Genomic DNA, 22295 nt, shown 5'->3' with positions numbered 1-22295 from the left:
ACCTAAACTAGCAAAAGGGCCAATACTGGCCCTTTTTACAGTTTAAATCCCGTCAACTGATTTGCTGGTAGTGGGTAAACACTTTGTATAATTGGGTCCCACTTAACACCGAAGCCGAAGGAAAGTGCAAGATAGGAATTAAATCGCACGGCGCGCGAAGGGTAAAGGTGGCTGTATCGTTGTCCAACTCATCAATATTCAACACCCGCGCTAGCGGCTCGCCCTGTTTTACCGGCACGCCCGGGGCCGCGCAGTACTCCACCATTCCGCCAAAATCGGTATAAAGTGTTTTGTAATCACGCAAATGCACGGCCACCCGGCGCATCCGTTTGGGTTGATATGGACATTGTTCAATCACCCCGCGCTGGCCCAGATAAGCCAGAATGCTGTCGGCATCCTGCTCACCTTCGGCAAACTGCACTACTTCCTGGCTGCCCATCTCCAGAGTCATGGCTTCCACACCCAGGTCCACGGGTTGACCAAACCGTTCGCTTAATCTGTCCTGCAACGTCCACCAGGGGCAGAAGGTGGCCTCGTCCAGGGCGCCGGCAAATACATTTGGTATAAAAATACAATGTTCAATATTAAAGTGCTGCGCGGCGTCTCGGGCATATTCAGGAATATAAATGTGGCGGGTGGAGACCGGGCCGTTGTGTAAATCCAGCACAATATCAGCATCTGCCGCCATCGTTTGTAGTTTAAGATTGAGTTGCTGGGCTAATCCCAGGCCCCACGGACTGCTGAGCTTTTCGGCAATAGCCTGCTGCCAGAACGTGCGAAACTGCTGTTTTATTTCACTGATGGGCAACCCATCATCCACCGCGTCAGCAAACGCCAGTACCCGCTGCTCATCATAAAAGTATCCCCGATTCCAGTTGGTGCCATTGACCGGATCAAACCGGCCCAACGTATATTCGCCCGCTTTTATGTTTGTGCCTACCGGATTACAGTTAGGTACAAGAATAATTTCGCCCGCTACCTGTAGCGCTTTCAATTTATTAATAAGATGATAGATAACGACATTGCCCTGCACCTCGGCGCCATGAATGGAACTTTGGATATAAACTTTGGGGCCTGGCCGGTGGGCGGTTATTTGATAAACCGGCACGTTCATATTTCTACCCGAAGCGTTCTGGGCCACTACCAAATGAGACTTTGATACCGTTACGGTCATGAATAATTCCTTGGAATCTGAAAAAAATTAGCGCAGCAGCGGCGACTGGAGCAGTCGGGGGTTAGCCTGAACATACCGGGCATTGCGCTGATTTGGGCACCGCAAATCGTTGCCACTGGCCGGTAAGGCCATCAAATAGTGTCAATGTGCCAATCGGCGCCTGACCAAATTCAGCAATCAACTGCATTGCTGCTAATGCCTGCTGTAATCCGATAATCGCCACCACCGGGGCTAAAATGCCTGCTTCGGTGCAGCTTAGCTCAGGTTCATCGAATAACCGCGCCATACATCCATAACACGGGCTGCCTGATTGATAATCAGTCATAAATAACTGACCTTCAAAACGGATGGCCGCACCGCTGATTAGCGGCGTGCTGGTAGCATGGCACGCGGCATTAATGGCCTGACGGCTGGCTTTATTATCAGTACAATCAAGTACGACATCATGGTGCGCGGTAAGCAATGCCAATGCGTCGGGCTGCTGACGGGTACTAATAGTCTCTATATTGCAAGCAGGATTGTGTTGTTGCAGTGCCTGTTTTGCGGCTGTCACTTTTAACTGACCCGCATCGGCTTCGCGGTAGAGGATTTGGCGGGGGAGGTTGGTAACACTGACCACATCATCGTCAACCAGGGTAAGCGAGCCGGCCCCGGCGGCGGCGAGACTTTGTGCAGCATTGCAGCCCAGTCCACCCATTCCAATGAGTAAAATACGGCTATTTAGTAAGTGTTCCTGACCCTCAAGGTCGATTTGGGGAAGAACAATCTGGCGGTTATAGCGCATGGCTTGCGCAGTATTCAGGCGTTTAAGCATACAGAAGGCACTAATTTAGGCTTTTTGACGGTGGAGTTATAGCCACACTGGTTTAGTGTACGATAACATAACATTATTCATCTTCTTATGCCTGACGAAAAACCATGCCGCAGTTAAAAACACCCCTAAGAATAGCGATACTTACTATCTCAGATACCCGTACGGTCGAGAACGACACTTCAGGTCAGTTCCTGGTAGATGCCCTACAGACGAGCGGCCATGTGCTGGCCGACCGCGCCCTGGTGCAAGACGATATTTACAAACAACGCGCGGTGGTCTCCCAGTGGATTGCTCGCGATGATATTCATGCCGTCATCAGTACCGGTGGAACCGGTTTCACCGGCCGTGATTCAACACCAGAAGCACTTAGTGTATTATTTGATAAAACGGTAGACGGCTTTGGTGAGTTATTTCGCCAGCTGAGCTTTAATGAAATTGGTACGTCAACCATCCAGTCGCGGGCGATTGCCGGTTTTGCCAATCGCACAGTGATTTTTTGTTTGCCAGGTTCTACCGGTGCATGTCGTACAGGTTGGCAACAGATAATTGAAAGTCAGCTAGATTCAACTTACCGGCCGTGTAATTTTGTAGGCCATCTGACCGGAACCATGTAATGAGCCAGTTTAGTCACTTAAATCAACAGGGCGAAGCTAATATGGTCGATGTTTCGGCCAAGGATATTAGTGCTCGAGAGGCCACCGCCCATGGTTTTTTATATGTCAGTGAAGCCGTCATTGAGGCAATTAGTGAATCGCGGATAGCCAAAGGCGATGTATTTGCCGTCGCCCGGGTGGCGGGTATTCAGGGGGCTAAACGAACCAGCGACCTTATTCCGCTGTGTCACCCGCTGGCGTTGGCGAAAGTCGATATTCAGTTCACTGTAGAGCCAGCCAAGCGGCGTATTGAAGCACGATGTATGTGCAAGCTAAGTGGCCAGACAGGGGTAGAGATGGAAGCATTAACCGGCGTGAATATAGCATTGCTAACATTATTTGATATGTGCAAGGCCCTGGATCCGGCAATGCGTATAGACGGGGTTTGCGTGCTCGAAAAACAAGGTGGGAAAACGGGCCATTGGCAACGGGACAAAGCATGATTACAGTAAAAACATTTGCTCAGGTTCGCGAATTGTCAGGTTGTGGACAGTTGCAGGTACCGTTTGAGGCTGGTCTGGATGTTGCTTCGCTAATTCTACGCTTGCAACAACAAAGCCCCGCCTGGCACGACGCCCTTGAGGGCACTGTTTTATGTGCGGTCAATCAAACCTTATGTGATAGTTCTGCATTATTAAACGAAAACGACGAAGTCGCCTTTTTTCCACCGGTAACGGGAGGATAAATGTTCGTTCAGGTAAGTGAGGCTGATTTTTCACAACAAACATTGTACGACCAGTTATTAGCGCAATGTGATAAGCCGGCCGGCGCTATCGTAACCTTTACCGGACTGGTGCGGGATTTTAACGCACAAGGCCCGATAGACGGGCTGGAACTGGAACATTATCCGGGCATGACGGAAAATGCGCTGTTACAGCTAGTGGAGCAGGCTGTCAGCCGGTTTTCATTGGCCAATGCGGCGGCGGTGCACCGTATAGGTCGGCTGGCCAATCATGACCAAATCGTATGGGTCGGTTGCGCCGCGACGCACCGTCATCATGCCTTTGAAGGCGCTTGCTTTATCATGGATACGCTAAAGCAGGCAGTACCTTTGTGGAAAAAAGAGTATCAGCACGGCGCGGCACAGTGGGTGGAACCTAAAGCCAGCGATGATCAGGCAGCTATGGCCTGGCTTAAAAAAATACAATAATAAAAGCAGGGACATTTTTATGCGAAGGGATGGGTGGAACATACCAGGTAGAAGGCTGGCCGGGTATTTTATAACAATAGGCATGTTGCTGGTGGGGCAATTGCTGAATAACACGGCGTGGGCGGCGCAACCTCTGCACATTGCAGTGGCGGCGAACTTTGCTACGCCTGCGCGCCAGGTAGCCCAGGATTTTGAGCGTCAGTTTTCTATCCCAGCGGTGGTTACTGTGGCGTCCAGCGGAACATTGTTTGTCCAAATTACGCATGGTGCGCCATTTGACGTATTTATGTCTGCTGACGCCCGGCGCCCGGAGCAACTGGTTGACGAACACCACGCCGACCGGGATACACTACATGTGTATGCTCAAGGCCGACTGGCTTACCTTAATGCAGACATCGTTGCACCAGATATGAATGATTTGGTTAACACCGTCATTGCTGGCAAGCGTAAACTGGCTATTGCTAACCCGGCGCTGGCGCCCTATGGGTTGGCAGCGCGCCAGGTACTTACCCGGCTGCATAAATGGCCACGCGCTGAACGTCATCTTGTGCTAGGCAAAAATATTCTGCAAACCTATCAGTATTACCGTTCGGGTAATGTAGAGCATGCTCTGGTGGCTGCCTCGTTGGTAAAGCCCGGCCAGCCACATGCGGCCTTAGTACCGGCGCATTTACACCAACCTATTTTACAAAAAGTAGTGGTGCCGGCGTCGGCTCCACAGCCAGAACAAGCACAACTGTTTGTCAATTATCTCATGTCTGCCCAAGTACAACAGCAGCTTAGTCAATGGGGATACGATTCATATATCTTAGATAAGGAATCTCCTTGAATATTGATATGGGGCCAATCTGGCTGACCTTAAAACTGGCCACCATTACCAGTATCATTTTGTTACTGCTAGCCACTCCGCTAGCCTGGGCGCTATCCCGCTGGCAGCACAAAATGAAGCATTTTGTGCTATCCGTGATTGCTTTACCGTTAGTATTACCCCCTACGGTGCTGGGTTTCTATTTGTTAGTGGCATTTGCCCCGGATGCGCTTATTGGCAGTGTATGGCAGGGGATTACCGGCCAGCAGCTGGCATTTTCATTCAGCGGATTGGTGTTAGGTTCGCTGCTGTACTCGTTACCCTTTGCTGTACAACCGCTTTATACCGGCTTTACCCAGCTGGACTATCGGTATCTGGATGTAGCAAAAACTATGGGGATGTCGCGCTATTCGCGTTTTAAGCGCATAGTTATCCCCCTATGTCAGTCCTATTTTGTAATCGCCTTCGGCCTGAGTTTTGCCCATACCATAGGGGAATTTGGCGTGGTATTGATGATTGGCGGAAACATTCCTGGTCAAACGCAGGTGGTGTCTATTGCGTTGTATGACCATGTGGAGGCGGGCAACTATGCCGACGCTCACGTATTAGCGATTGGCTTGTTGATATTTTCTTTTGTGTTACTTAGTGCGTTATATCGCTTTAATCGAAGCGGGGGGCGCTCGTGGAATTTTCAGTAAGCTATAGGGCGAGTAACAGCTTTGCTCTGAACATCACAGTAAGTAACCCCAGTCAGGATATGATGATTGGGTTAACGGGCCCCTCCGGCGCCGGGAAAAGTACGCTGCTACGTTGCCTTGCCCGGTTACAGCACGACGCCTCCGTACAAGGTCAATGGCAACATTACACCTTTCGCCAGGGGCGGGTTGGGCTGGTGTTTCAGGACTCGTTATTATTTCCCCACCTGTCGGTGGGACAAAACCTGCTACTGGCCGTAGACTATGCCCGCTCCCAGGCGCATTGGTTTGATGAGGTTGTGTTAGGTTGCCAGTGTTCGCATTTATTATCGCGTATGCCCCACAGCTTGTCGGGTGGTGAGGCTCAGCGCGTAGCCCTGGCGCGGGCCATTTTAAATTCACCCGATATTCTGCTTCTGGATGAACCGGTAAGTGCCCTTGATAACCAGACTAAACATGCCATTTTAGGGTATTTGCGTAGCCTGGCTGACAACGGCTTACCGGTGTTAATCGTCAGTCACGATTTACAGGATTTGTCGGTTTATTGCACCAGCGTATTGTATCTGGAGGCGGGAAAGGTTGTGCATCAGGGCCCGGCGCATGCGGTTATCAGACAAATTCATCAGCAGCAGATAAATAACAATATCGCAAATGGTGCCTCCACCCAATTTGGTATCATCAGTGGCCCCAAACAGAACACTGACAATGAACCAGTAGTGGCATTTTCCTGTGAGCAGCAAACCCTGTATGCTGATAAGCCGTTTGTACATAACGGTTTGGTCAGTCTGGCTGTACCGGCCAGCGCGGTGACCATTGATCGACAGCTTACCGAGCCTACCAGTATGGGTAACCGGTTTATTTGTCAGTTAGCCGCGCTGGATGTGATAGTGCCAGGCGCATATCTGGCCACATTACAGTGTAACGACACCGTGTTGTATGCCACGTTAAATGATATTGCCATAAAGCAACTACAGCTCAGCGTGGGCGACACTGTCGCAGCACGTTTCGCTGTAGAAGCCTTCAACCGGCTTTAAATAATTCTGTCCTCTAAACGACATTCGTGAAGCCGGTGGTTGAGTACCGGCTGGTGGCCATCAAAAATACTGCAAATCGTCCTGATATAGCGCTTTGCACTGGGATAAACCTGTAATTTATCTTCATCAAGTGTAATTAAATCAACATCAATGAAGGGCATCAAAGCACTAAGCTCCGAGGCGAAATAGTCCACAAAATCAATCTTGTGTGTTGCATTAAAAGAGGCAAACTCAATGTGTAAGTGACACATGAGGTGCATAATAACGTCACGTCTTAGCTTATCGTCTTGATTAAGCACATAGCCCTTTGCAGTTAATCCACGTTGGGCATCCAATCGCGCGTAATAGGCGTTGAGTTCGCCGGGATTTTGCGAGTACACATCAGGTGTACTACTAATGGCAGACATCCCCAGCCCCAGCAACGTTTTAGTGGGCTCGGTAGTATAGCCCATAAAATTACGGTGAACGGTTTGTTGCCGATTGGCCCTCGCTAAGGCATCATCTTTTCGGGCAAAATGGTCCATTCCAATCATGCTATAGCCAGCCTCCAGAAGGTTGGCTATAGCCATTTCGTTAAGCTGAGTGCGGGTTCGTGCATCGGGTAACCAGTGGGTGTGGATACGCCGCTGGGCAGCAAAACGGGCAGGAATATGCGCGTAGCTGAACAACGAAATCCGGTCGGCCTGCATTGCAATAACGTCGGCTAACGTTGTGCTAAAGCTGGTTAGGTTTTGGTGCGGCAATCCATAGATCAGATCAAGGTTAACCGATGCCAGGCCCAGTGATTTTGCAATACTCACTAATTCATGGATGTGGCGGGTGCTTTGCACGCGGTTTATAGCTTGCTGAACCTGAACATCCGTATCTTGTACACCAAACGAAATCCGGTTATAGCCTAATTGTACCAGCCAGGCCAGATACGCCCGAGACGTATGCCGGGGATCAAGTTCGATACTTAGTTCTGCCTGCGTATCAATGCAAAAATAGTCATCTAACATGGCGCGCAGGCGAGCTTGCTGGGAGACCGATAAAAACCCGGGCGAACCACCCCCTATATGCAGTTGAGTAATCTGACAGTCTTTCAACAGGCGATGGCGTTGCACCATTTCTTTGTGTAAATAGTCCAGGTAGCGATCGGCTTTATCATGGTGGCGGGTTACCACTTTATTACACGCGCAGTAGAAGCACAGGTCATGGCAAAATGGAATATGCACATACAGGGCCGCCGAACCTTCAGGAATAACGGTCTGCGCCATCAAATCTTCATCATCAAATGGCGCAAATAAGCCGGCAGCGGGGTAGGAGGTATAACGGGGTACGCGGATATCATCAGCCTCCGGATGCGCGAAGGCAGGGGCAGTAGTTATGGCGTTATTACGGTTCATGTTTAACATGATCACGGCTCTTTATCAGGAGTATTAACCTAACATTACGCTATCAGGTGAAGCGGTTTATTGATCCAGCCCAATAAACCTTTTGTTACTGCCCAATAAGCGTAGTTTACCTCTGCTGGTAGTGCCAACCCGTTTATCGCAATGACTGCCACGCTCGCTGGCTCAGATAAAATGAATGAATGGCGTCATATTCAAAATATCAATTAAACTTATCAGTTGGCTTCACCTAGTATGCTAGAAAAAGCAGGCGCGGTGGTTATGACAGAGATATACCTGGTAAGGCACGGACAAGCATCGTTCGGACAAGACAACTATGATGTACTGAGCGAGTTGGGCAAACTCCAGGCAAGATGGTTAGGGCAGTGGTTTAACGAGCAGGAATTGCAGTTTGACGGCCTGTACAGCGGGCAACTGCAACGGCAAATCCACACCCTGAATGCGCTTTCGCAAGCCCAGGGCCAGCCGGTCACTGCCCATATGAGCGAATTTGATGAGTTTGACTTTATGCAGGTGGTGGGCGCATTTTTAAAGCAATACCCGGGACAGGACCAGCAGGAACAGACCCCACGGTTTTGGTTCAAGACGCTGCGTAAAAGTATGCAGGCGTGGTCCACAGGCGAGCTGCAGGTGCCGGACACTGCAGAGAGCTGGCATACCTTTGTTCAACGCGTTAAAGAAGGCCTCAATCAGTTACTCAGCCAAGGGCATAAAAGGGTAGTGGTAGCGACCAGTGGTGGCGTTATCGCCTGTGCTACTGGTTTAACTCTGGGCTTGGGCGCTGACAATATTATTAAGCTTAATCTGCAAATTCAAAATACCAGTGTCACCCGTCTTATCGTTAACCCGCACAGTTGGTCCTTGCACAGTTTTAATAGCGTACCTCATTTAAGCTCGCGTGAACGCGCCCCACACATCACTTATGCGTAAGTGAAGGAGATTATCCCTATGCATTTTGAGCATAACGAAAAAACCACAACGCTTGCCACTCAATTAAATGCATTTATGCAGGAACACGTGTATCCACTGGAAAAGGATTACCATAGTCTGTTCAGCCAACCTCAACACCAGTGGAAGACCCCTTTAGAATTGGATAGGTTAAAACAATTAGCCAAAGAAGCCGGCTTATGGAACTTATTTTTGCCGGAAGAATACCAGCCATACGGAGCAGGATTGTCCAATCTGGAGTATGCGCCGTTGTGTGAAATTATGGGGCGCGTGCCGTTTAGTGCAGAGATTTTTAACTGCAGTGCCCCGGACACCGGCAATATGGAAGTACTCGCCAAATATGGTAGCCAGCAGCAGAAGCAACAATGGCTCACCGCATTACTGGAAGGGCAGATACGTTCAGCCTTTGCCATGACGGAACCTGATGTTGCCTCCTCTGACGCTACCAACATAGAAACCTCAATTGTTCGCCAGGGCGACAACTATGTTATCAATGGGCGTAAGTGGTATACCAGTGGCGCCATGAACCAAAATTGTAAAATTCTGATCGTTATGGGGAAAACCGATGCTGATGCGCCCCGCCATCAGCAGCAGTCGCAAATCCTGGTGCCAATGGACACGCCGGGGGTCAATGTAGTCAGGCCGATGTCGGCGATGGGCTATCTGGATGAACCGGTAGGCCATGCCGAAATTCTGTTTGATAATGTATGTGTGCCGGCCAGCAATATTATTCTGGGTGAAGGCCGCGGATTTGAAATAGCTCAGGGCCGGCTGGGGCCAGGCCGTATACATCATTGTATGCGGCTGATTGGTTGTGCGCAGCGGGCGCTGGATCTGGCCTGTGAACGGGTGAGTAACCGGGTTGCCTTTGGCCAGCCGCTGGCCAAACAACAATCTGTAAGGGAAAGTATCGCGACCATGCATTGTCAGATAGAACAGGCGCGTTTACTGACGTTTAAAGCGGCTGATCAGATGGATCGTTACGGCAACAAAGTAGCCAAAGATATTATTGCTGCCATTAAAATTGTGGCCCCGGCTATGGCATGCCGTGTTATTGATGAAGCTATACAAATGTTCGGGGCCATGGGGACCAGCCAGGACTCTCCCTTACCGGCAATGTATGCTTATGCCAGAACCGTTCGCCTGGCCGATGGGCCAGACCAGGTACATATGATGCAATTAGGCAAGAGCCTGATTGAAAAACAGGCAGGGAGATAACCCTAATATGAAAGTCAGTCAGTTAGACGTGGCAACGCTTAACCGCTACCTGAAGCTGCATGTGCCGGCAATCGGTGCTATCACCGAATATCAAAAATTCAGCGGGGGGCAATCAAACCCAACTTTTTTACTTACCACCACGGCAGGACAGTTCGTATTACGTCGGCAACCGCCGGGCGCACTGCTAAAATCGGCCCATGCGGTAGACCGTGAATATACCGTGATGGCGGCTTTACAACATACCGCTGTGCCCGTACCGGATATGCTGCATTTGTGCCAGGACACCACTATTATCGGTAGTATGTTTTTTATCATGCAATTTGTAGCGGGGCAGATTTACTGGAACGCCGCGCTGCCAGAGATAAATACTAACGCCACTCGCAAGCATATGTACGATGCGATGAACCAGACGCTGGCTGCCTTGCACGATGTCAACCCAAGCGCAGTAGGGCTGGCAGATTACGGGAAAGCAGGTAACTATTTTCATCGTCAGGTAGAACGCTGGACCGGTCAGTATCGGGCCTCGCAAACCCAGCCTATCGCACAGATGGACAGTTTGATTGATTATCTTGCACAAAACCTGCCGGCTGATGATGGCCAGGTTGCATTGGTACACGGTGATTATCGGCTGGATAATATGATGTTCAGTCACGCCCCACAACCTAACGTCATGGCGGTACTGGATTGGGAACTCTCTACCCTGGGTCATCCGTTTGCCGATTTGGCTTACCAGTGTATGCAACTGCGGTTGCCAGCAACGTTGCCACAGGCGCCCGGTTTAGGTGGTTTGGACCGCACCGCCTTGGGGATCCCCGGCGAGCGAGAGTATGTCCAGGCTTATTGCCAACGCCGTAACCTCGAACCCATTGAGCACTGGTCGTTTTACCTGGCGTTTAGCTTCTTTCGTCTGGCCGCTATACTGCAGGGGGTCGTCAAACGTGGCATGGACGGTAATGCCTCCAGTGACCAAGCCCGCCACTTGGGCAGCATGGTTGCGCCCTTGGCTGATATGGCTTTACAGGTAATAAATAAGGACACCCGCTATGAATAACCTGCCAACCCATATGCAAGCGGTTCGGTGCCATGCTTTTGGCCCGGTGGATAGCCTTGCAATTGACGAGGTAGCCATACCTGAGCCAGGGCCTGATGAGATTATTGTGCAGAACCAGGCTTGTGGCGTTAACTTTCCGGATGCCTTGCTGGTGCAGGGCTTGTACCAGCTAAAGCCAGCTTTTCCATTTATTCCAGGTTGCGAAGTTGCCGGCGTGGTAAGCGCGGTAGGCAGCAAGGTCACCCATCTAGCGGTCGGCCAGAAAGTGGCGGCGGTATGCCAGTTGGGCGGGTTTGCTCAGTATGTGGCAGTACCCGCTGGGCAAGCCATGCCGCTACCTGATTTTATCCCGGCCACCGAAGCCGCCGCCCTTATCACCGCCCATGCCACGGCTCACCATGCATTAAAACAACGCGCCAACCTGCAAGCGGGTGAAACCCTGGTCGTGACCGGCGCCGCCGGCGGCACTGGCCTGGCAGCGGTGCAAATTGGCAAAGCCATGGGAGCCAGAGTCATTGCAGTGTGTTCTACCGACGAAAAACTGGCTTTAGCGAAAGCCAATGGGGCCGATGAAGGGATAAATTATACTGAGCAAGACTTTAAAGCGCAGCTTAAAGCATTAACCGGAGGTCGCGGGGCTGACGTGGTGTATGAATGTGTGGGGGGCGAGGCGTTTGAGGTGCTTAGCCGCGCTATGGCCTGGCAGGGTAGATTACTGGTCGTTGGCTTCGCCAGTGGAAATATTCCGACTTTACCGGTAAATCTGGCCTTGGTAAAAGGTTATTCGCTGGTGGGAGTGTTTTGGGGGGTCTTTACGCAAAAATCCCCCACTGTATTTATGCAAAATATGCAAGAGCTTATCGGCTGGTATCAGCAGCAAAAGGTAAAAGTAGTTGTCGATGGTACTTACGCATTAGCTGATTGCGCGCAGGCATTGCAAAAGCTGGTGGACCGTAAAGTAAAAGGTAAGTTGGTGCTGCTACCTTAAACAGCTGCGTCGTGTTCAACCCAAGTATCATCATAGGTAAATTAGTCACCAAAAAAAGGCCCATTCATGGGCCTTTTTTACCTAGCGACAAAGCTGGCAGATTATTGCTGGCAGGTTATTGCTGGCAGGTAAAATTGTTGGTTTGGCGAACCCGGTCTGATAACGATAAAATTGGCATTACCTTGGTTAACTGAATGGTCCGGAATGAGGCCACAAGGCTACACGATAGGCCCTGTTTTTGTTAACGTCGGCAAACGCTCATAGTTAACAATGTTTAACACCAGGTTGCCAGCCAACCGCTTATACCAGAGTATTGGGTGGTATACGAATACGCTATGGTATTACAAAGACAGAACGGGTAATCAGTTAGCCCGGTCTATCGAAACGCTCTGCAAAGAGCGCCAAGGGTTATATAAGCATCTACAGCTTTGCACCTTTGCTTACCAAGCGCTCATGCCGCCATCCAGTGCAATAGCCTGGCCATTCATAAAACTGTTTCCAGGGGAAAGCATCAGTACCATGGTGTTAACCACTTCCATAGGCTCTGCCATGCGCTTCATCGGGCTACCAATGGCCAGCTGCGCTCTGCTTTCATCCGTGGTGAACCCGCCTAACGTTAATAGGTTCGTGGGACTGAAAAATGGGCAGATAGCATTTACCCGAACATTCTTACGGCCATACTCCACTGCCGCAGTTTTAGTAATACCGGTTACCCCGTGTTTTGCTGCAGCGTAGGGTGCGGCTTTGGGCGCGCCGCCCAGCCCAGCCATAGAACTGACATTTAACACATGTCCTTTGCCATTGGCCAGCATCGCAGGAATCTGGTGTTTCATGCCAAATAATACGCCTTTAAGGTTAACAGCTAACTGTTGGTCAATAATCTCTTCGGTCATAGTATGCAAGGCGCCCGGGGTATGGGCTACACCGGCATTATTAACCGCAATATCAACCTGGCCATAGCTATCCAGAGCCAGCTTAACGAGGGCCTCACTGGTCTTTTCTTTGGCAATATCGCCGGGCATGCTGACCACATCAGCATTGGCTTCACGCAAGTCTTTTACCGCCGCGGCCAGTTTTTCTTCGTGTATATCGGATAACACTAATTTACAGCCGCGATAGGCTAAAGCGTCTGCCAGTAACCGCCCAAAGCCATCAGCGGCGCCGGTTATTATGGCCACCTGGCCTTGAAAATTTAACAATGGATCCATCTGCTACTCCGTATTTTCAGGGTTATTATGCCAACAATTAATACGACTAAGGTAAATGATGTCAATCTTAACACCGCAGTATAAACCGCCCTTAGGGCCGTTCCCTCGGCCTGTATCACCTGCTGGCGCGCTGTATTAAATATAGTGATAGTCAGTTATCAGCCCAATCAACTTGGCCGATTGGCCTGGCTTACTTAGTATCAATGTTCTTAGCTGACCTTGTCAGACCAGTTATTTGCATTTAAGGCAGGACATCGATGGAAAATTACCAATCTCCGCAACGTGACGCGCAATTTGTCGCTTATGAACTTTTTGATTTCCAGACTCACTACGATAAGTTGGGGTTTGCGGATGTATCAGCAGATCTGGTAAAGGCTATTCATACCGAAGCCGCTAAGTTTGCCGACAATATTCTGGCTCCGATCAACCAAGTTGGGGATCAGCAAGGCTGTACCTGGAGTGATGGGTCGGTAACTACCCCTAAAGGCTTTAAAGAAGCATACCAGCAATATGTGCAAGGCGGCTGGCCAAGCATGTCTCATCCTGAAGCATTTGGCGGCCAGGGCTTACCTTATTCGCTGGCGACTTCTATTGCAGAATACTTCTCCGGCGCTAACCATGCCTGGGCTATGTATCCAGGTTTGTCACAAGGCTGTATCTCAACGATTTTAACCCATGGTAGTGACACGCAGAAAAACCGGTTTTTGCCTAAGCTAATTGAGGGCCAGTGGAGCGGTACCATGTGTTTGACCGAAGCCCACTGTGGTTCCGATCTGGGGTTGCTGCGATGCAAAGCGCAGCCAAACGAAGATGGCTCCTATGCCATCAGTGGTACAAAAATATTTATCTCAGCCGGCGAGCACGATTTTACCGATAACATTGTGCATATTGTATTGGCCCGCCTGCCTGATGCTCCCGCCGGAACTAAGGGTATTTCTCTGTTTATTGTACCTAAGTTTAATGTTAGCGAAGACGGTGAAGTGACTGACCGGAATGGAGTGACATGCGGCAGTATTGAACACAAAATGGGGATCAATGGCAGCGCCACCTGTGTGATTAATTTCGATAATGCCACCGGCTATCTTATTGGTGCCGAGAATCGTGGCTTAAACTGTATGTTTACCTTTATGAATATTGCCCGTATTGGCACCGGATTGGAGGGGATGGCGGCCAGTGAGGCAGCCTTACAAGGGGCGCTACGCTATGCAAAAGATCGCGTACAGTTTCGTTCACCTACTCAACGTGACGGCAGTGCCGCCGCCGATGAGATTATTGTTCACCCCGATGTGCGCAGAATGTTATTAACGCAAAAAGCGTTTGCCGAGGGCGGCCGGGCACTGGCTTACCACTGTATGCAACAGGTTGACGTGTTGCAACATGCCAAGGATCCCCAGGAACAACAGTTGGCTGAATCTAAGCTGGCACTGTTAACGCCTATTGTAAAAGCTTTTTTAACGGAAACGGCCCAGGAAGCCACTAGCTACGGTATTCAAATTTATGGCGGCCATGGTTATGTCAGCGAGTGGGGGATGGAACAGCTGGCCCGCGATACACGGATTAGTACATTGTATGAAGGTACTACCGGTATCCAATCTTTAGATTTACTAGGCCGTAAGGTGCTAGCCTCAAATGGCGAATTACTGGGTATCTTTTTAGCCGAAATTACCTCCTTCTGTGATAAATTCGATGGCGATGAACTGCAGCTACGCTGGCGTGACACATTACTTGGCTATACTCAGCAGTGGCAACAGCTTACCGGGCAAGTTGCTAAACAAGCTGCTACCAATCCGGATGAGCTGGGCGCAGCATCGGTGGATTATCTGATGTACTCAGGTTATGTCACGTTTGCGTATTACTGGCTCCGGATGGCACAAACCGCCAGTCAAAACATAGCTCAGGGCTCGACCGAAAAAGACTTTTATCAGGGAAAAATAGAAACCGCCCGATTTTATTTTGACCGATTGTTGCCACGTAGCCAGGCGCATGCTGCCGGTATTACCGCCGGGGCGGCCAGCTTGATGTCAATTGGCGAAGATATGTTTAAGGCTTAATTATACCTGCTAACGCCGCAGACCCCGCGGCGCAATTGCGGTGCTTACCCATTGAAAATACGTGGGCTGGTAGCCGAAATGTCCCGATAAAAGCGCCCTTGTGGTGCTTTTTGAGGTTTTCGGGTAAGCCTTACCCGGGGCATGCCCTTGATACAATAAATAGTCAAACACATTATTGGCAGGTGCTGTAGTACCGGCAAATGGCGATGCAACACGCGGCTCACTCGTACATAAAGTGTTACCGCTTCATTTTATTAAAGGTGCAGGGATGAATTGAAGGTTAGGACTAACCGAAAGCTGCCACGGCCAGCCGGCTAATAATGCATACGAAAATATTTGTGCGCTGTCGTTGCTACGCTATAGCTGAACTCACCCATAGCCTTGCGGACTATCGCCTGGATCTTCAGCGCCCGGATTTTCAGCATCTGGGCTTTCAGCATCTGGTTTTTCAACTTCTGATTTTCCACCGCTTGAAATTTCACCACTTAGTGCTAACCCGTTTTACTTATTATACTGCATATGCGTGTCGACACTGTCAGCAGCCCATATAACGAGGGCCGATAAGCTCGTCCTTACCGGCCAGCTAGTTTATAAGCTGAACATGTGATGTTTAAAGTGCTATGGCAAGCCAGTAACGCTGAGCGCAAAAGTTGCATTGAACTACTTGTTTAGCCGCTGCCAGCTAGCGCGTGCCACCGGAATCTAAGATTGTTAAACGAGCATAGCTACAGGGTGATTTTAATACGCCGGGCTACGTTTTAAAAACGACCACATAAAACGACCCCATGAAAACGATAGTATGAAAACGACAGCATCGAGCGTGTGCCAAGCCTGGCCGCAGTTGAACTGTTTGGTAACAGTCAATTTTAAGCGCTATCGCATTCGTGGAGTGTCGCCAGGATCTTAACGGCGTAGTATTGTTTATACCCATTTAAAGGGCCTAACGCTCTAAGGCTGGCGGCAGAATTAATTTAAGTGGAGACACTGCTAAACAGGTTAAGGCTATTTAATTTTGTCGCGCCCATCCGCCCACTTGGCCTGCAGGCCCAGTCGTATCCTCCCATAATGGAATTGTGCGTTACGGCGTTTTATTAGGCTCTATTTGTGGCCAGGATTCAGCCAATTGTGCAATACACAACATCGCAATAGGGGGGCGGCAATTGTGGCCCGTTAGGCCAACATAAGTGCAGGTGAAGGAATAAGTTTTGTAAGCGGCGCTTTAATTTCTAAACGATTTGCCACGGGGTACGCGTACCACGCGGGTTTATTGGTATTGCCAGACCAAATGAGTGCGGCCCCTTAAAGGGGCCGCGGAGTGCGGGGCGAGCCCGCTACCATGTTGAACTGGTTACATGGTGCAACATATTATCGGTTAAACCTAGATACGTTGCTGAACTTCACTTGCGATAGGGCTGGTTTGGAAGCCATTTTCAGCAATCCAGGCCTGCAGTGTTTTGCCATCTGACTCTGGGTTTTGTAGCTCACGTGATGGCATTTTCTTAACCAGCAGGGTGCCTACTTCAACAGAGTTGCTTTGAATCGCTGTGCGAATCAAGCTTTGACCATTACAGGTAATACCTGAATAATAGTCGTGCAGTTTAAGACGATAATCTGATTGTACTGCACGCATTTTTTTGCGCAGTTCACCTTTATCATCCGCTTCTACGATGGTACAAATATTGGCTAACGCGTCTTCGATGCTGGCATTTGCAGTACCAGAAAAAATGAAAGAAGCTGCTGCGATAGTCAGAGATGTTTTAACAATTTTCAACATGGTTACATCCTTTTGTGAATATTTTCCGATAAACGGTCTGTTTGTCTGTTCGGGACTAATTAAACGAGATTTTATCGTTCAGAAAAACAGCAGGACTAATACTAAGGTATACTGTCTGATAACCTATATGCTGGAAAAACTCAAAATTAAAATTTAAACTATTGATAATTAAGATTTATATTTCAACAAAAGAAAAATATCCCGCCTATGAAATAAACGATAAAAATGTTTAACCTGTCATTAATTTAGTCATTTAGTATTATTTATAGCGTTGAGGAGTCTATTATTCGGGCTGTTCCACCTTTATCAGCCCTCTATAACGGCTTTATTTACACAAAAGTATGTTCGCGCGTACCTTCTTGGTTGTTTTTGACGCAGTGGTTAGGTAACGAGGTTTACTATCGCTATAGCGGTCTTTGGACTTACGGGTGGTCAGCTTATGAATAATCAAATCCGGCCCGAGACACAGCAATGGTTTCAGGAAGTTGAAATGCAGTTTTGTGGCTACCGGTTACGGGTAGGGCGAGTCTGGGACAGTAAACAGGTCAGTAAAACAAAAAGCCCTCTGACGAGGCGGCTATGGCATGAGGGTGCTGTTGAGCCTGTATATCTTCCCCAAGTAGTGCGAAGGCGAATAAGCGATCGTAGTTCGCTTTATCGTGCTGCGCAGAGCCCGAACCAACACCAATGCGGGTTCTCCGTTACGCTATAGAGGTATTTACCCCACGACGCAAAAGCGGCGCAGAATAGCCTATTATTTACCTATTATGAGAGTAAGGCGAAAACGATAGGCTGTAGTAGAAGCCAAGGCCGTCTTAAGCGTAAGGAAAGGGAATAGCGCTATTCTTGTTCACAGTAAGCTTCCCGGTGAGCAGCTATCCAGGAAGGCTACGGGCTTAGGCTGCACCGGCGCTTCCCCGCAGGCGAACCTCTATCGTATTGGACGGTAAATACAGAAGGTTACATACGCTGGTTTAATATTTTCGCAATTTTATTATTTTGTAGGTTCTGCTCTTCTACCCACAGCTGCAGCGTTTTTCCATCAGGTTCGGGCGAGCTCAGGATCCTACGCGGTAGCTTTTTAATCATCAAAATGCCGACTTTCTGCGCATCCATTAAAATGGCGGTGCGCAATAAACTGTGACCATCACAGGTAATTTCATCATAATAGTCATGAAGCTTCAGCCGATAATCTATTTCAAGGGTTCGGATTTTTTTTCTCAGTTCACCTTTGTCATCATTTACGACAATTCGACAAATATTACTAAGGTCTTCATTAATACCTGCCTGTACCGAGCATCCCCAGCAGATTGTCAGTAACAGTAAAAAACCTTGTACCACCTTTAACATATATATCCTCAGATCCTCGCCCACTATCCGTGTCCACTATCTCTGCCGCTATCCTTAAATGGCCGCCGGAGATAAGTAAAGACAACAATATAAAACCCTGTTAGTAACAGATTTATACTCCGGTATGTCACGTAATAAGCGCCCGCTACTAGTAAAGATAGAGCAGGGCGCTTATTTTGCAAACTGTAAACCTATTCGGTAAGAAGTGGGCGGATTAGTGGGGCTGGAAGGCTCGTGCTACATCTTTAATTTGTTCACGCATCCAGATATGCGCCTGATCATGGTCGGCACTTACATGCCAGTATAAGAAGTATTCGATAGGCGGAAGCTCGAAAGGCAGCGGATAAATAGCCAAATCGTAATGTTTGGCAAGATGGTAGGGCATACAGGTTATCAGGTCGGTTTTAACTACCGTGCTGGGAACGGTTAAAAAATGTTGGCCTCGCATCACAATGCGTCGCCGCTTACCTAACTTATCTAACGCTATGTCGATAGGTCCAGCTCCGGTTTTTCTTTGCGATACGTGAATATGGCCTAACTTTAAAAATGTCTCAAGGTCGAGACCATCCACTAAAGCCGGGTGGTCTTTACGGGCCAGCACCATAAACGTGTCGTCGGCTATTTTTTGTTTACATAAATGAGGATCAGTAAAAGCCGAAGCGTCAGCAAAAAAATCTAGGCTACCATTAGCCATAGCCGATACCACGTTACTGCGGCTTACTTCATAATTGGTCAAACTAATGCCCGGGGCCACATCCTGCAATCTGGCCATAAGACGGGGCATGATACTGACTTCTAACAAATCCCGGCTGGCAAAGTTAAATGCCTTTTCAGATGTCAGCGGGTTAAATACATGGCTGTCCTGAACGCTGGTACGTAAGAGTTTTAGCGCCTCTCTGGCCGGAACAATAATATTTTGCGCCACCGGGGTGGGGGTCATGCTGTGACCTGTACGCACAAATAGTGGATCGCTGAGCATATCCCGCAACCGAGCCAGGGAATTACTCACCGCCGGTTGAGTGATACACAGTACATCAGCTGCTTTAGTCAGGCTGCCTGCTGTATAGATGGCATCAAATACCGCAAACAAGTTCAAATCTATCCGGTTTAAATTAACCGGTAATGGACTACGCGCTTTATCCACTGACGTCCTTCCCCAATAAAGTGTAAACAATAATTGTATCTTATAAAAAAAATGTAGATACATTCAACATTTTGATAATGCAAATGCATTTAATGTGGAAGCGAATGCGTTTAAGAAGGCTAAAGCGAGGGCTAAGTGACCACTAAAACCGGGCAGCGTATTGAATGGGGAATAAATGGGTAATAATTATGCAACAGTGAAGGTCGCTGTGTGTAAACCTTTTAACCGGACTGGGCCAGGCACTTACCTGTACTTCACTTACCCACATTATTAAAAACAGCTATTTTCAGCATATCGCAGGCAAACGGGTCACAAGGCAGTGGACCTAAGCATGGTGGGTAAAGCTAAAACTATACGCGGAACACAACTTCCGCGTATAGATACATGTGCACTCACATTAATTTGATGCGTCTTGAGCGCCTTCTTCTACTGCTTCACCTGCAGATTGTATATCTTCACCAGCACCTTCCATGGTCGCACAGCCTGATATTAATGAAGACAGAAAGGCGGCAAGAATGACAAAATAACGCGCTTTTACGAGGGTGACATTAGATAATAGAGACATATTTGTTTCCTTTTGGGTTGGTTAATTATCGGCTTCACCGTGCTGCGGTGCATCGGCGCCGGCAGTATTGCGTGGCTCTGCAGAGCCCGATTGACCACTACGCTGCTGTGAAGACGAGGGTTGGGATGATTTCAACATTGCATCGAGTTTTTCGCCGCCTTTGGCACCAAAGTCCAGCGTACGAATAGGGAATGGAATTAATATATCAGCATCATTAAGGGCGCGCTGTATGGTGACAATAGCGTCGTGCCGTACTTCCATATAATTTGGCTCGCCGGGATATTTTATCCAGAACCACACCAATAAGTTGATGCTCGAATCAGAAAACGCTTCGGCATATACATTGGTTTCTTCTTTTTTTATCACATAGTCTTTTGCATTTAGCGCTTCCACCAGCACCTCACGGGCACGCTGCGGATCGTCGCCATAGGAAATACCCACTGGCACTTCTATTCGGCGATAGCCCAAGACCGAATAATTAGTCAGAATATTTCGAAATAGAATTTTATTTGGAATGATTTCCCGCTGGCCATAGAAGGTCTCTACCAGGGTATTGCGTAAATTTATCGTCTCTACACTGCCGAACACGCCATCGGCAGAGATTACATCGCCAATCTCAAAGGGTTTACGAATACCCATTGCAATACCAGCAATAAAATTTTCCGTTAAATCCTGAAATGCAAAACCGATCGCCAAACCAACAATACCCGCCCCGGCCAGTAAGGAGGTTACCGTACCCTGCAACCCTACAAAATCCAATGCAATGAATACCCCGGCAGCGGTGATAAACACTTTCGCAATAGCGGTAATTAGGTCGGCTATCTGTCTGGATTCAAATGCCCGACGCAACCCACGTTGCAGAACATTACCCAAAATTTTTGCCAGCATGCCAAAGGCTATGGCAATAATAATGGCGACCACAATATTGGGCAGGTGCTTGATGCCTTCTTTTATCCAGGTTTCAAGCTTGCCGTTGATCAGCGAATAGACTTCATCAATTTGGGGAAATTCCATGCCACTCCTCTCGTGGTTTACTACATCTGGTAAAGCAGATGCCAGGGTTTTAACGCGTATATCTTTGCCAGTAGAAAGCGGGGGCCAGGGGGTTGCTAGTGCAACCTGTAAAGAGAATTTTGCAATATAGCCCACGCTAATAGAGCCTGGGCCGCTACTCCAACCCGGCTGCGTGATACAGTTTATTCTTAATAACCGCAATAATTGTTCACTAAGGAATACCCGGTATGACTGAAAAATTAACTGAACAAGACATCGCTACGGCGTTACAAACGCTAAATAACGCTACGGCCCCTGACCATCCGTGGGTTAGAAAAGGCGATACGCTGCAAAAAACGTTTACCTTCAAAAGTTTTATACGGGCTTTTGGTTGGATGTCGCAGATAGCAATTTGGGCAGAAAAACTTAACCATCATCCACAATGGTACAATGTTTATAATAAAGTAGAGGTCACATTGACCACCCACGATGTAAATGGTCTAAGTGAGCGTGACTTTTCATTGGCAGAAAAAATGGATAAATTCTATTAATTCTCGCTAATACGATGCTCAAATTTAACCGATAGCGCTAAAATAGCCTAATTGCTGCACGATATGTGCAATTATTCTGCGGTTAGTAAAAAACACGCAATATAAACGTGTTAAGCCCTTGCTAAGTGTTTAGCGCTATGTATAATACGCACCACTTGAGCGGGGCAGGCCACGAAGCCTAACACGTTTAAAGTCAGTTCGGACGCGGGATGGAGCAGTCTGGTAGCTCGTCGGGCTCATAACCCGAAGGTCGTTGGTTCAAATCCAGCTCCCGCAACCAAACTCTTAACTGAACATTTTGTTGAGTTAAGTCGTAGTAATGTAGCGTTCGTGAAACGTTACCGTGATATCTTTTTCTGGCGCGGGATGGAGCAGTCTGGTAGCTCGTCGGGCTCATAACCCGAAGGTCGTTGGTTCAAATCCAGCTCCCGCAACCATTTTAGCCAGAATAAGTACCAGTTCAGACGCGGGATGGAGCAGTCTGGTAGCTCGTCGGGCTCATAACCCGAAGGTCGTTGGTTCAAATCCAGCTCCCGCAACCACATCGAAAGCCACTCATATGAGTGGCTTTTTTTGTTTGTGGATTTTGTTTCCAGGCACGCGTTCAGCGTCAGACTGCCATTTAAACCCGTTCAATCCACTGCTCCGCCACCCACTTTGTTGCGTAACAAAATATGTTTATCTTCGTATTCCCTTTTACACAGGCATTTCTTATTTTTTGTGCTGTCAGGCCAG

The 22295-nt window shown here is 48.6% G+C and carries 23 protein-coding genes and 3 tRNA genes; 16 read left to right on the top strand and 10 right to left on the bottom strand.

Going from position 1 to position 22295, the window contains the following annotated elements; translation table 11 throughout:
• Positions 1–52: 52 nt before the first annotated feature.
• Together D0Y50_RS11570 and D0Y50_RS11565 are read right to left on the bottom strand one after the other, a co-directional pair.
• Positions 53–1174 carry a M14 family metallopeptidase gene (locus tag D0Y50_RS11570; protein ID WP_117317080.1) on the bottom strand — a complete coding sequence of 374 codons (1122 nt, stop codon included), beginning with the start codon at positions 1172–1174 and terminating at the stop codon, positions 53–55.
• A 61-nt stretch (positions 1175–1235) separates the two neighbouring features.
• A complete protein-coding gene (locus D0Y50_RS11565; protein ID WP_117317079.1) occupies positions 1236–1988 on the bottom strand; it encodes a HesA/MoeB/ThiF family protein in 753 nt (250 codons plus the stop codon).
• A 104-nt stretch (positions 1989–2092) separates the two neighbouring features.
• Between D0Y50_RS11565 and moaB the strand changes: the two genes are divergently transcribed.
• From moaB to D0Y50_RS11530, 7 genes are all read left to right on the top strand, one after another.
• Positions 2093–2602 (top strand): molybdenum cofactor biosynthesis protein B, encoded by a 510-nt coding sequence (gene moaB / locus D0Y50_RS11560; RefSeq protein WP_108567138.1) that lies wholly within the window; start codon positions 2093–2095, stop codon positions 2600–2602.
• Complete coding sequence (gene moaC, locus D0Y50_RS11555) at positions 2602–3084, top strand: cyclic pyranopterin monophosphate synthase MoaC (RefSeq protein WP_117317077.1); 483 nt, start codon at positions 2602–2604, stop codon at positions 3082–3084. Before moaB ends, moaC begins: the two co-directional genes overlap by 1 nt.
• Positions 3081–3326 carry a MoaD/ThiS family protein gene (locus D0Y50_RS11550; protein ID WP_108567140.1) on the top strand — a complete coding sequence of 82 codons (246 nt, stop codon included), beginning with the start codon at positions 3081–3083 and terminating at the stop codon, positions 3324–3326. The genes moaC and D0Y50_RS11550 overlap by 4 nt, the downstream gene beginning before the upstream one ends.
• A complete protein-coding gene (locus tag D0Y50_RS11545) occupies positions 3327–3791 on the top strand; it encodes a molybdenum cofactor biosynthesis protein MoaE (RefSeq protein ID WP_108567141.1) in 465 nt (154 codons plus the stop codon).
• A 100-nt stretch (positions 3792–3891) separates the two neighbouring features.
• A complete protein-coding gene (modA, locus tag D0Y50_RS11540) occupies positions 3892–4620 on the top strand; it encodes a molybdate ABC transporter substrate-binding protein (protein WP_218023535.1) in 729 nt (242 codons plus the stop codon).
• Positions 4621–4628: 8 nt separating this feature from the next.
• On the top strand, positions 4629–5297 hold the full coding sequence (modB, locus tag D0Y50_RS11535; protein WP_117318751.1) for a molybdate ABC transporter permease subunit: 669 nt from the start codon (positions 4629–4631) through the stop codon (positions 5295–5297).
• A complete protein-coding gene (locus tag D0Y50_RS11530) occupies positions 5282–6328 on the top strand; it encodes an ATP-binding cassette domain-containing protein (RefSeq protein ID WP_147318236.1) in 1047 nt (348 codons plus the stop codon). The genes modB and D0Y50_RS11530 overlap by 16 nt, the downstream gene beginning before the upstream one ends.
• On the opposite strand, the gene hemN is transcribed toward D0Y50_RS11530, so the two are convergent.
• The gene (hemN, locus tag D0Y50_RS11525; RefSeq protein ID WP_232366245.1) at positions 6325–7722 is read right to left on the bottom strand and encodes an oxygen-independent coproporphyrinogen III oxidase; all 1398 of its coding nucleotides are present in this window, start codon (positions 7720–7722) and stop codon (positions 6325–6327) included. The genes D0Y50_RS11530 and hemN overlap by 4 nt on opposite strands.
• Before the next feature lie 231 nt (positions 7723–7953).
• Here hemN and D0Y50_RS11520 point away from each other — a divergent pair, with 231 nt between their 5' ends.
• Genes D0Y50_RS11520 through D0Y50_RS11505 form a run of 4 tightly spaced genes read left to right on the top strand, consistent with a single transcriptional unit; the run spans position 7954 to position 11924 of the window.
• Complete coding sequence (locus D0Y50_RS11520) at positions 7954–8649, top strand: histidine phosphatase family protein (RefSeq protein WP_117317070.1); 696 nt, start codon at positions 7954–7956, stop codon at positions 8647–8649.
• Between the two features lie 18 nt (positions 8650–8667).
• A complete protein-coding gene (locus tag D0Y50_RS11515; RefSeq protein WP_117317068.1) occupies positions 8668–9885 on the top strand; it encodes an acyl-CoA dehydrogenase family protein in 1218 nt (405 codons plus the stop codon).
• A gap of 7 nt (positions 9886–9892) precedes the next feature.
• On the top strand, positions 9893–10936 hold the full coding sequence (locus tag D0Y50_RS11510) for a phosphotransferase (RefSeq protein ID WP_117317066.1): 1044 nt from the start codon (positions 9893–9895) through the stop codon (positions 10934–10936).
• Positions 10937–10949: 13 nt separating this feature from the next.
• Positions 10950–11924, top strand: a complete 975-nt coding sequence (locus tag D0Y50_RS11505) for an NADPH:quinone oxidoreductase family protein (RefSeq protein ID WP_117318748.1) — start codon at positions 10950–10952, stop codon at positions 11922–11924.
• A 440-nt stretch (positions 11925–12364) separates the two neighbouring features.
• Here the strand turns inward: D0Y50_RS11505 and D0Y50_RS11495 are convergent, their stop codons facing one another.
• Positions 12365–13132, bottom strand: a complete 768-nt coding sequence (locus tag D0Y50_RS11495) for an SDR family NAD(P)-dependent oxidoreductase (protein ID WP_108567148.1) — start codon at positions 13130–13132, stop codon at positions 12365–12367.
• A gap of 257 nt (positions 13133–13389) precedes the next feature.
• Between D0Y50_RS11495 and D0Y50_RS11490 the strand changes: the two genes are divergently transcribed.
• Positions 13390–15183, top strand: coding sequence for an acyl-CoA dehydrogenase C-terminal domain-containing protein (locus D0Y50_RS11490; RefSeq protein WP_117317062.1), 1794 nt, complete (start codon positions 13390–13392; stop codon positions 15181–15183).
• A 314-nt stretch (positions 15184–15497) separates the two neighbouring features.
• Here the strand turns inward: D0Y50_RS11490 and D0Y50_RS19535 are convergent, their stop codons facing one another.
• From D0Y50_RS19535 to D0Y50_RS11465, 6 genes are all read right to left on the bottom strand, one after another.
• Entirely contained in the window at positions 15498–15668 is a 171-nt protein-coding gene (locus D0Y50_RS19535; RefSeq protein WP_170145495.1) for a hypothetical protein, read from the bottom strand.
• A gap of 893 nt (positions 15669–16561) precedes the next feature.
• A complete protein-coding gene (locus tag D0Y50_RS11485) occupies positions 16562–16957 on the bottom strand; it encodes a DUF3718 domain-containing protein (protein ID WP_108567150.1) in 396 nt (131 codons plus the stop codon).
• A gap of 960 nt (positions 16958–17917) precedes the next feature.
• Positions 17918–18307: a DUF3718 domain-containing protein gene (locus tag D0Y50_RS11480; RefSeq protein ID WP_117317059.1), complete on the bottom strand. Its 390-nt coding sequence runs from the start codon at positions 18305–18307 to the stop codon at positions 17918–17920.
• 214 nt (positions 18308–18521) lie between these two features.
• Positions 18522–19481, bottom strand: a complete 960-nt coding sequence (locus tag D0Y50_RS11475) for a LysR family transcriptional regulator (RefSeq protein WP_232366244.1) — start codon at positions 19479–19481, stop codon at positions 18522–18524.
• A 367-nt stretch (positions 19482–19848) separates the two neighbouring features.
• The gene (locus D0Y50_RS11470; protein WP_117317055.1) at positions 19849–20016 is read right to left on the bottom strand and encodes an entericidin A/B family lipoprotein; all 168 of its coding nucleotides are present in this window, start codon (positions 20014–20016) and stop codon (positions 19849–19851) included.
• A gap of 21 nt (positions 20017–20037) precedes the next feature.
• On the bottom strand, positions 20038–21030 hold the full coding sequence (locus D0Y50_RS11465) for a mechanosensitive ion channel family protein (protein WP_117318746.1): 993 nt from the start codon (positions 21028–21030) through the stop codon (positions 20038–20040).
• 227 nt (positions 21031–21257) lie between these two features.
• On the opposite strand from D0Y50_RS11465, the gene D0Y50_RS11460 reads away from it, so the two are divergent.
• The 4 genes from D0Y50_RS11460 to D0Y50_RS11445 all read left to right on the top strand — a co-directional run bounded on the left by D0Y50_RS11460 (position 21258) and on the right by D0Y50_RS11445 (position 22102).
• The gene (locus D0Y50_RS11460) at positions 21258–21560 is read left to right on the top strand and encodes a 4a-hydroxytetrahydrobiopterin dehydratase (RefSeq protein WP_117317054.1); all 303 of its coding nucleotides are present in this window, start codon (positions 21258–21260) and stop codon (positions 21558–21560) included.
• Between the two features lie 203 nt (positions 21561–21763).
• A tRNA-Met gene (locus tag D0Y50_RS11455) sits at positions 21764–21840 on the top strand.
• Positions 21841–21920: 80 nt separating this feature from the next.
• Positions 21921–21997: transfer RNA gene (locus tag D0Y50_RS11450), tRNA-Met, on the top strand.
• Positions 21998–22025: 28 nt separating this feature from the next.
• Positions 22026–22102 (top strand) — tRNA-Met (locus D0Y50_RS11445).
• Positions 22103–22295: the final 193 nt, after the last annotated feature.

Source organism: Salinimonas sediminis, from assembly GCF_003429285.1.
Classification (GTDB): Bacteria; Pseudomonadota; Gammaproteobacteria; order Enterobacterales; family Alteromonadaceae; genus Alteromonas; species Alteromonas indica.
The sequence above is the reverse complement of the archived record's forward strand: the minus strand, read 5'-3'. Positions and strand labels throughout refer to the sequence as shown.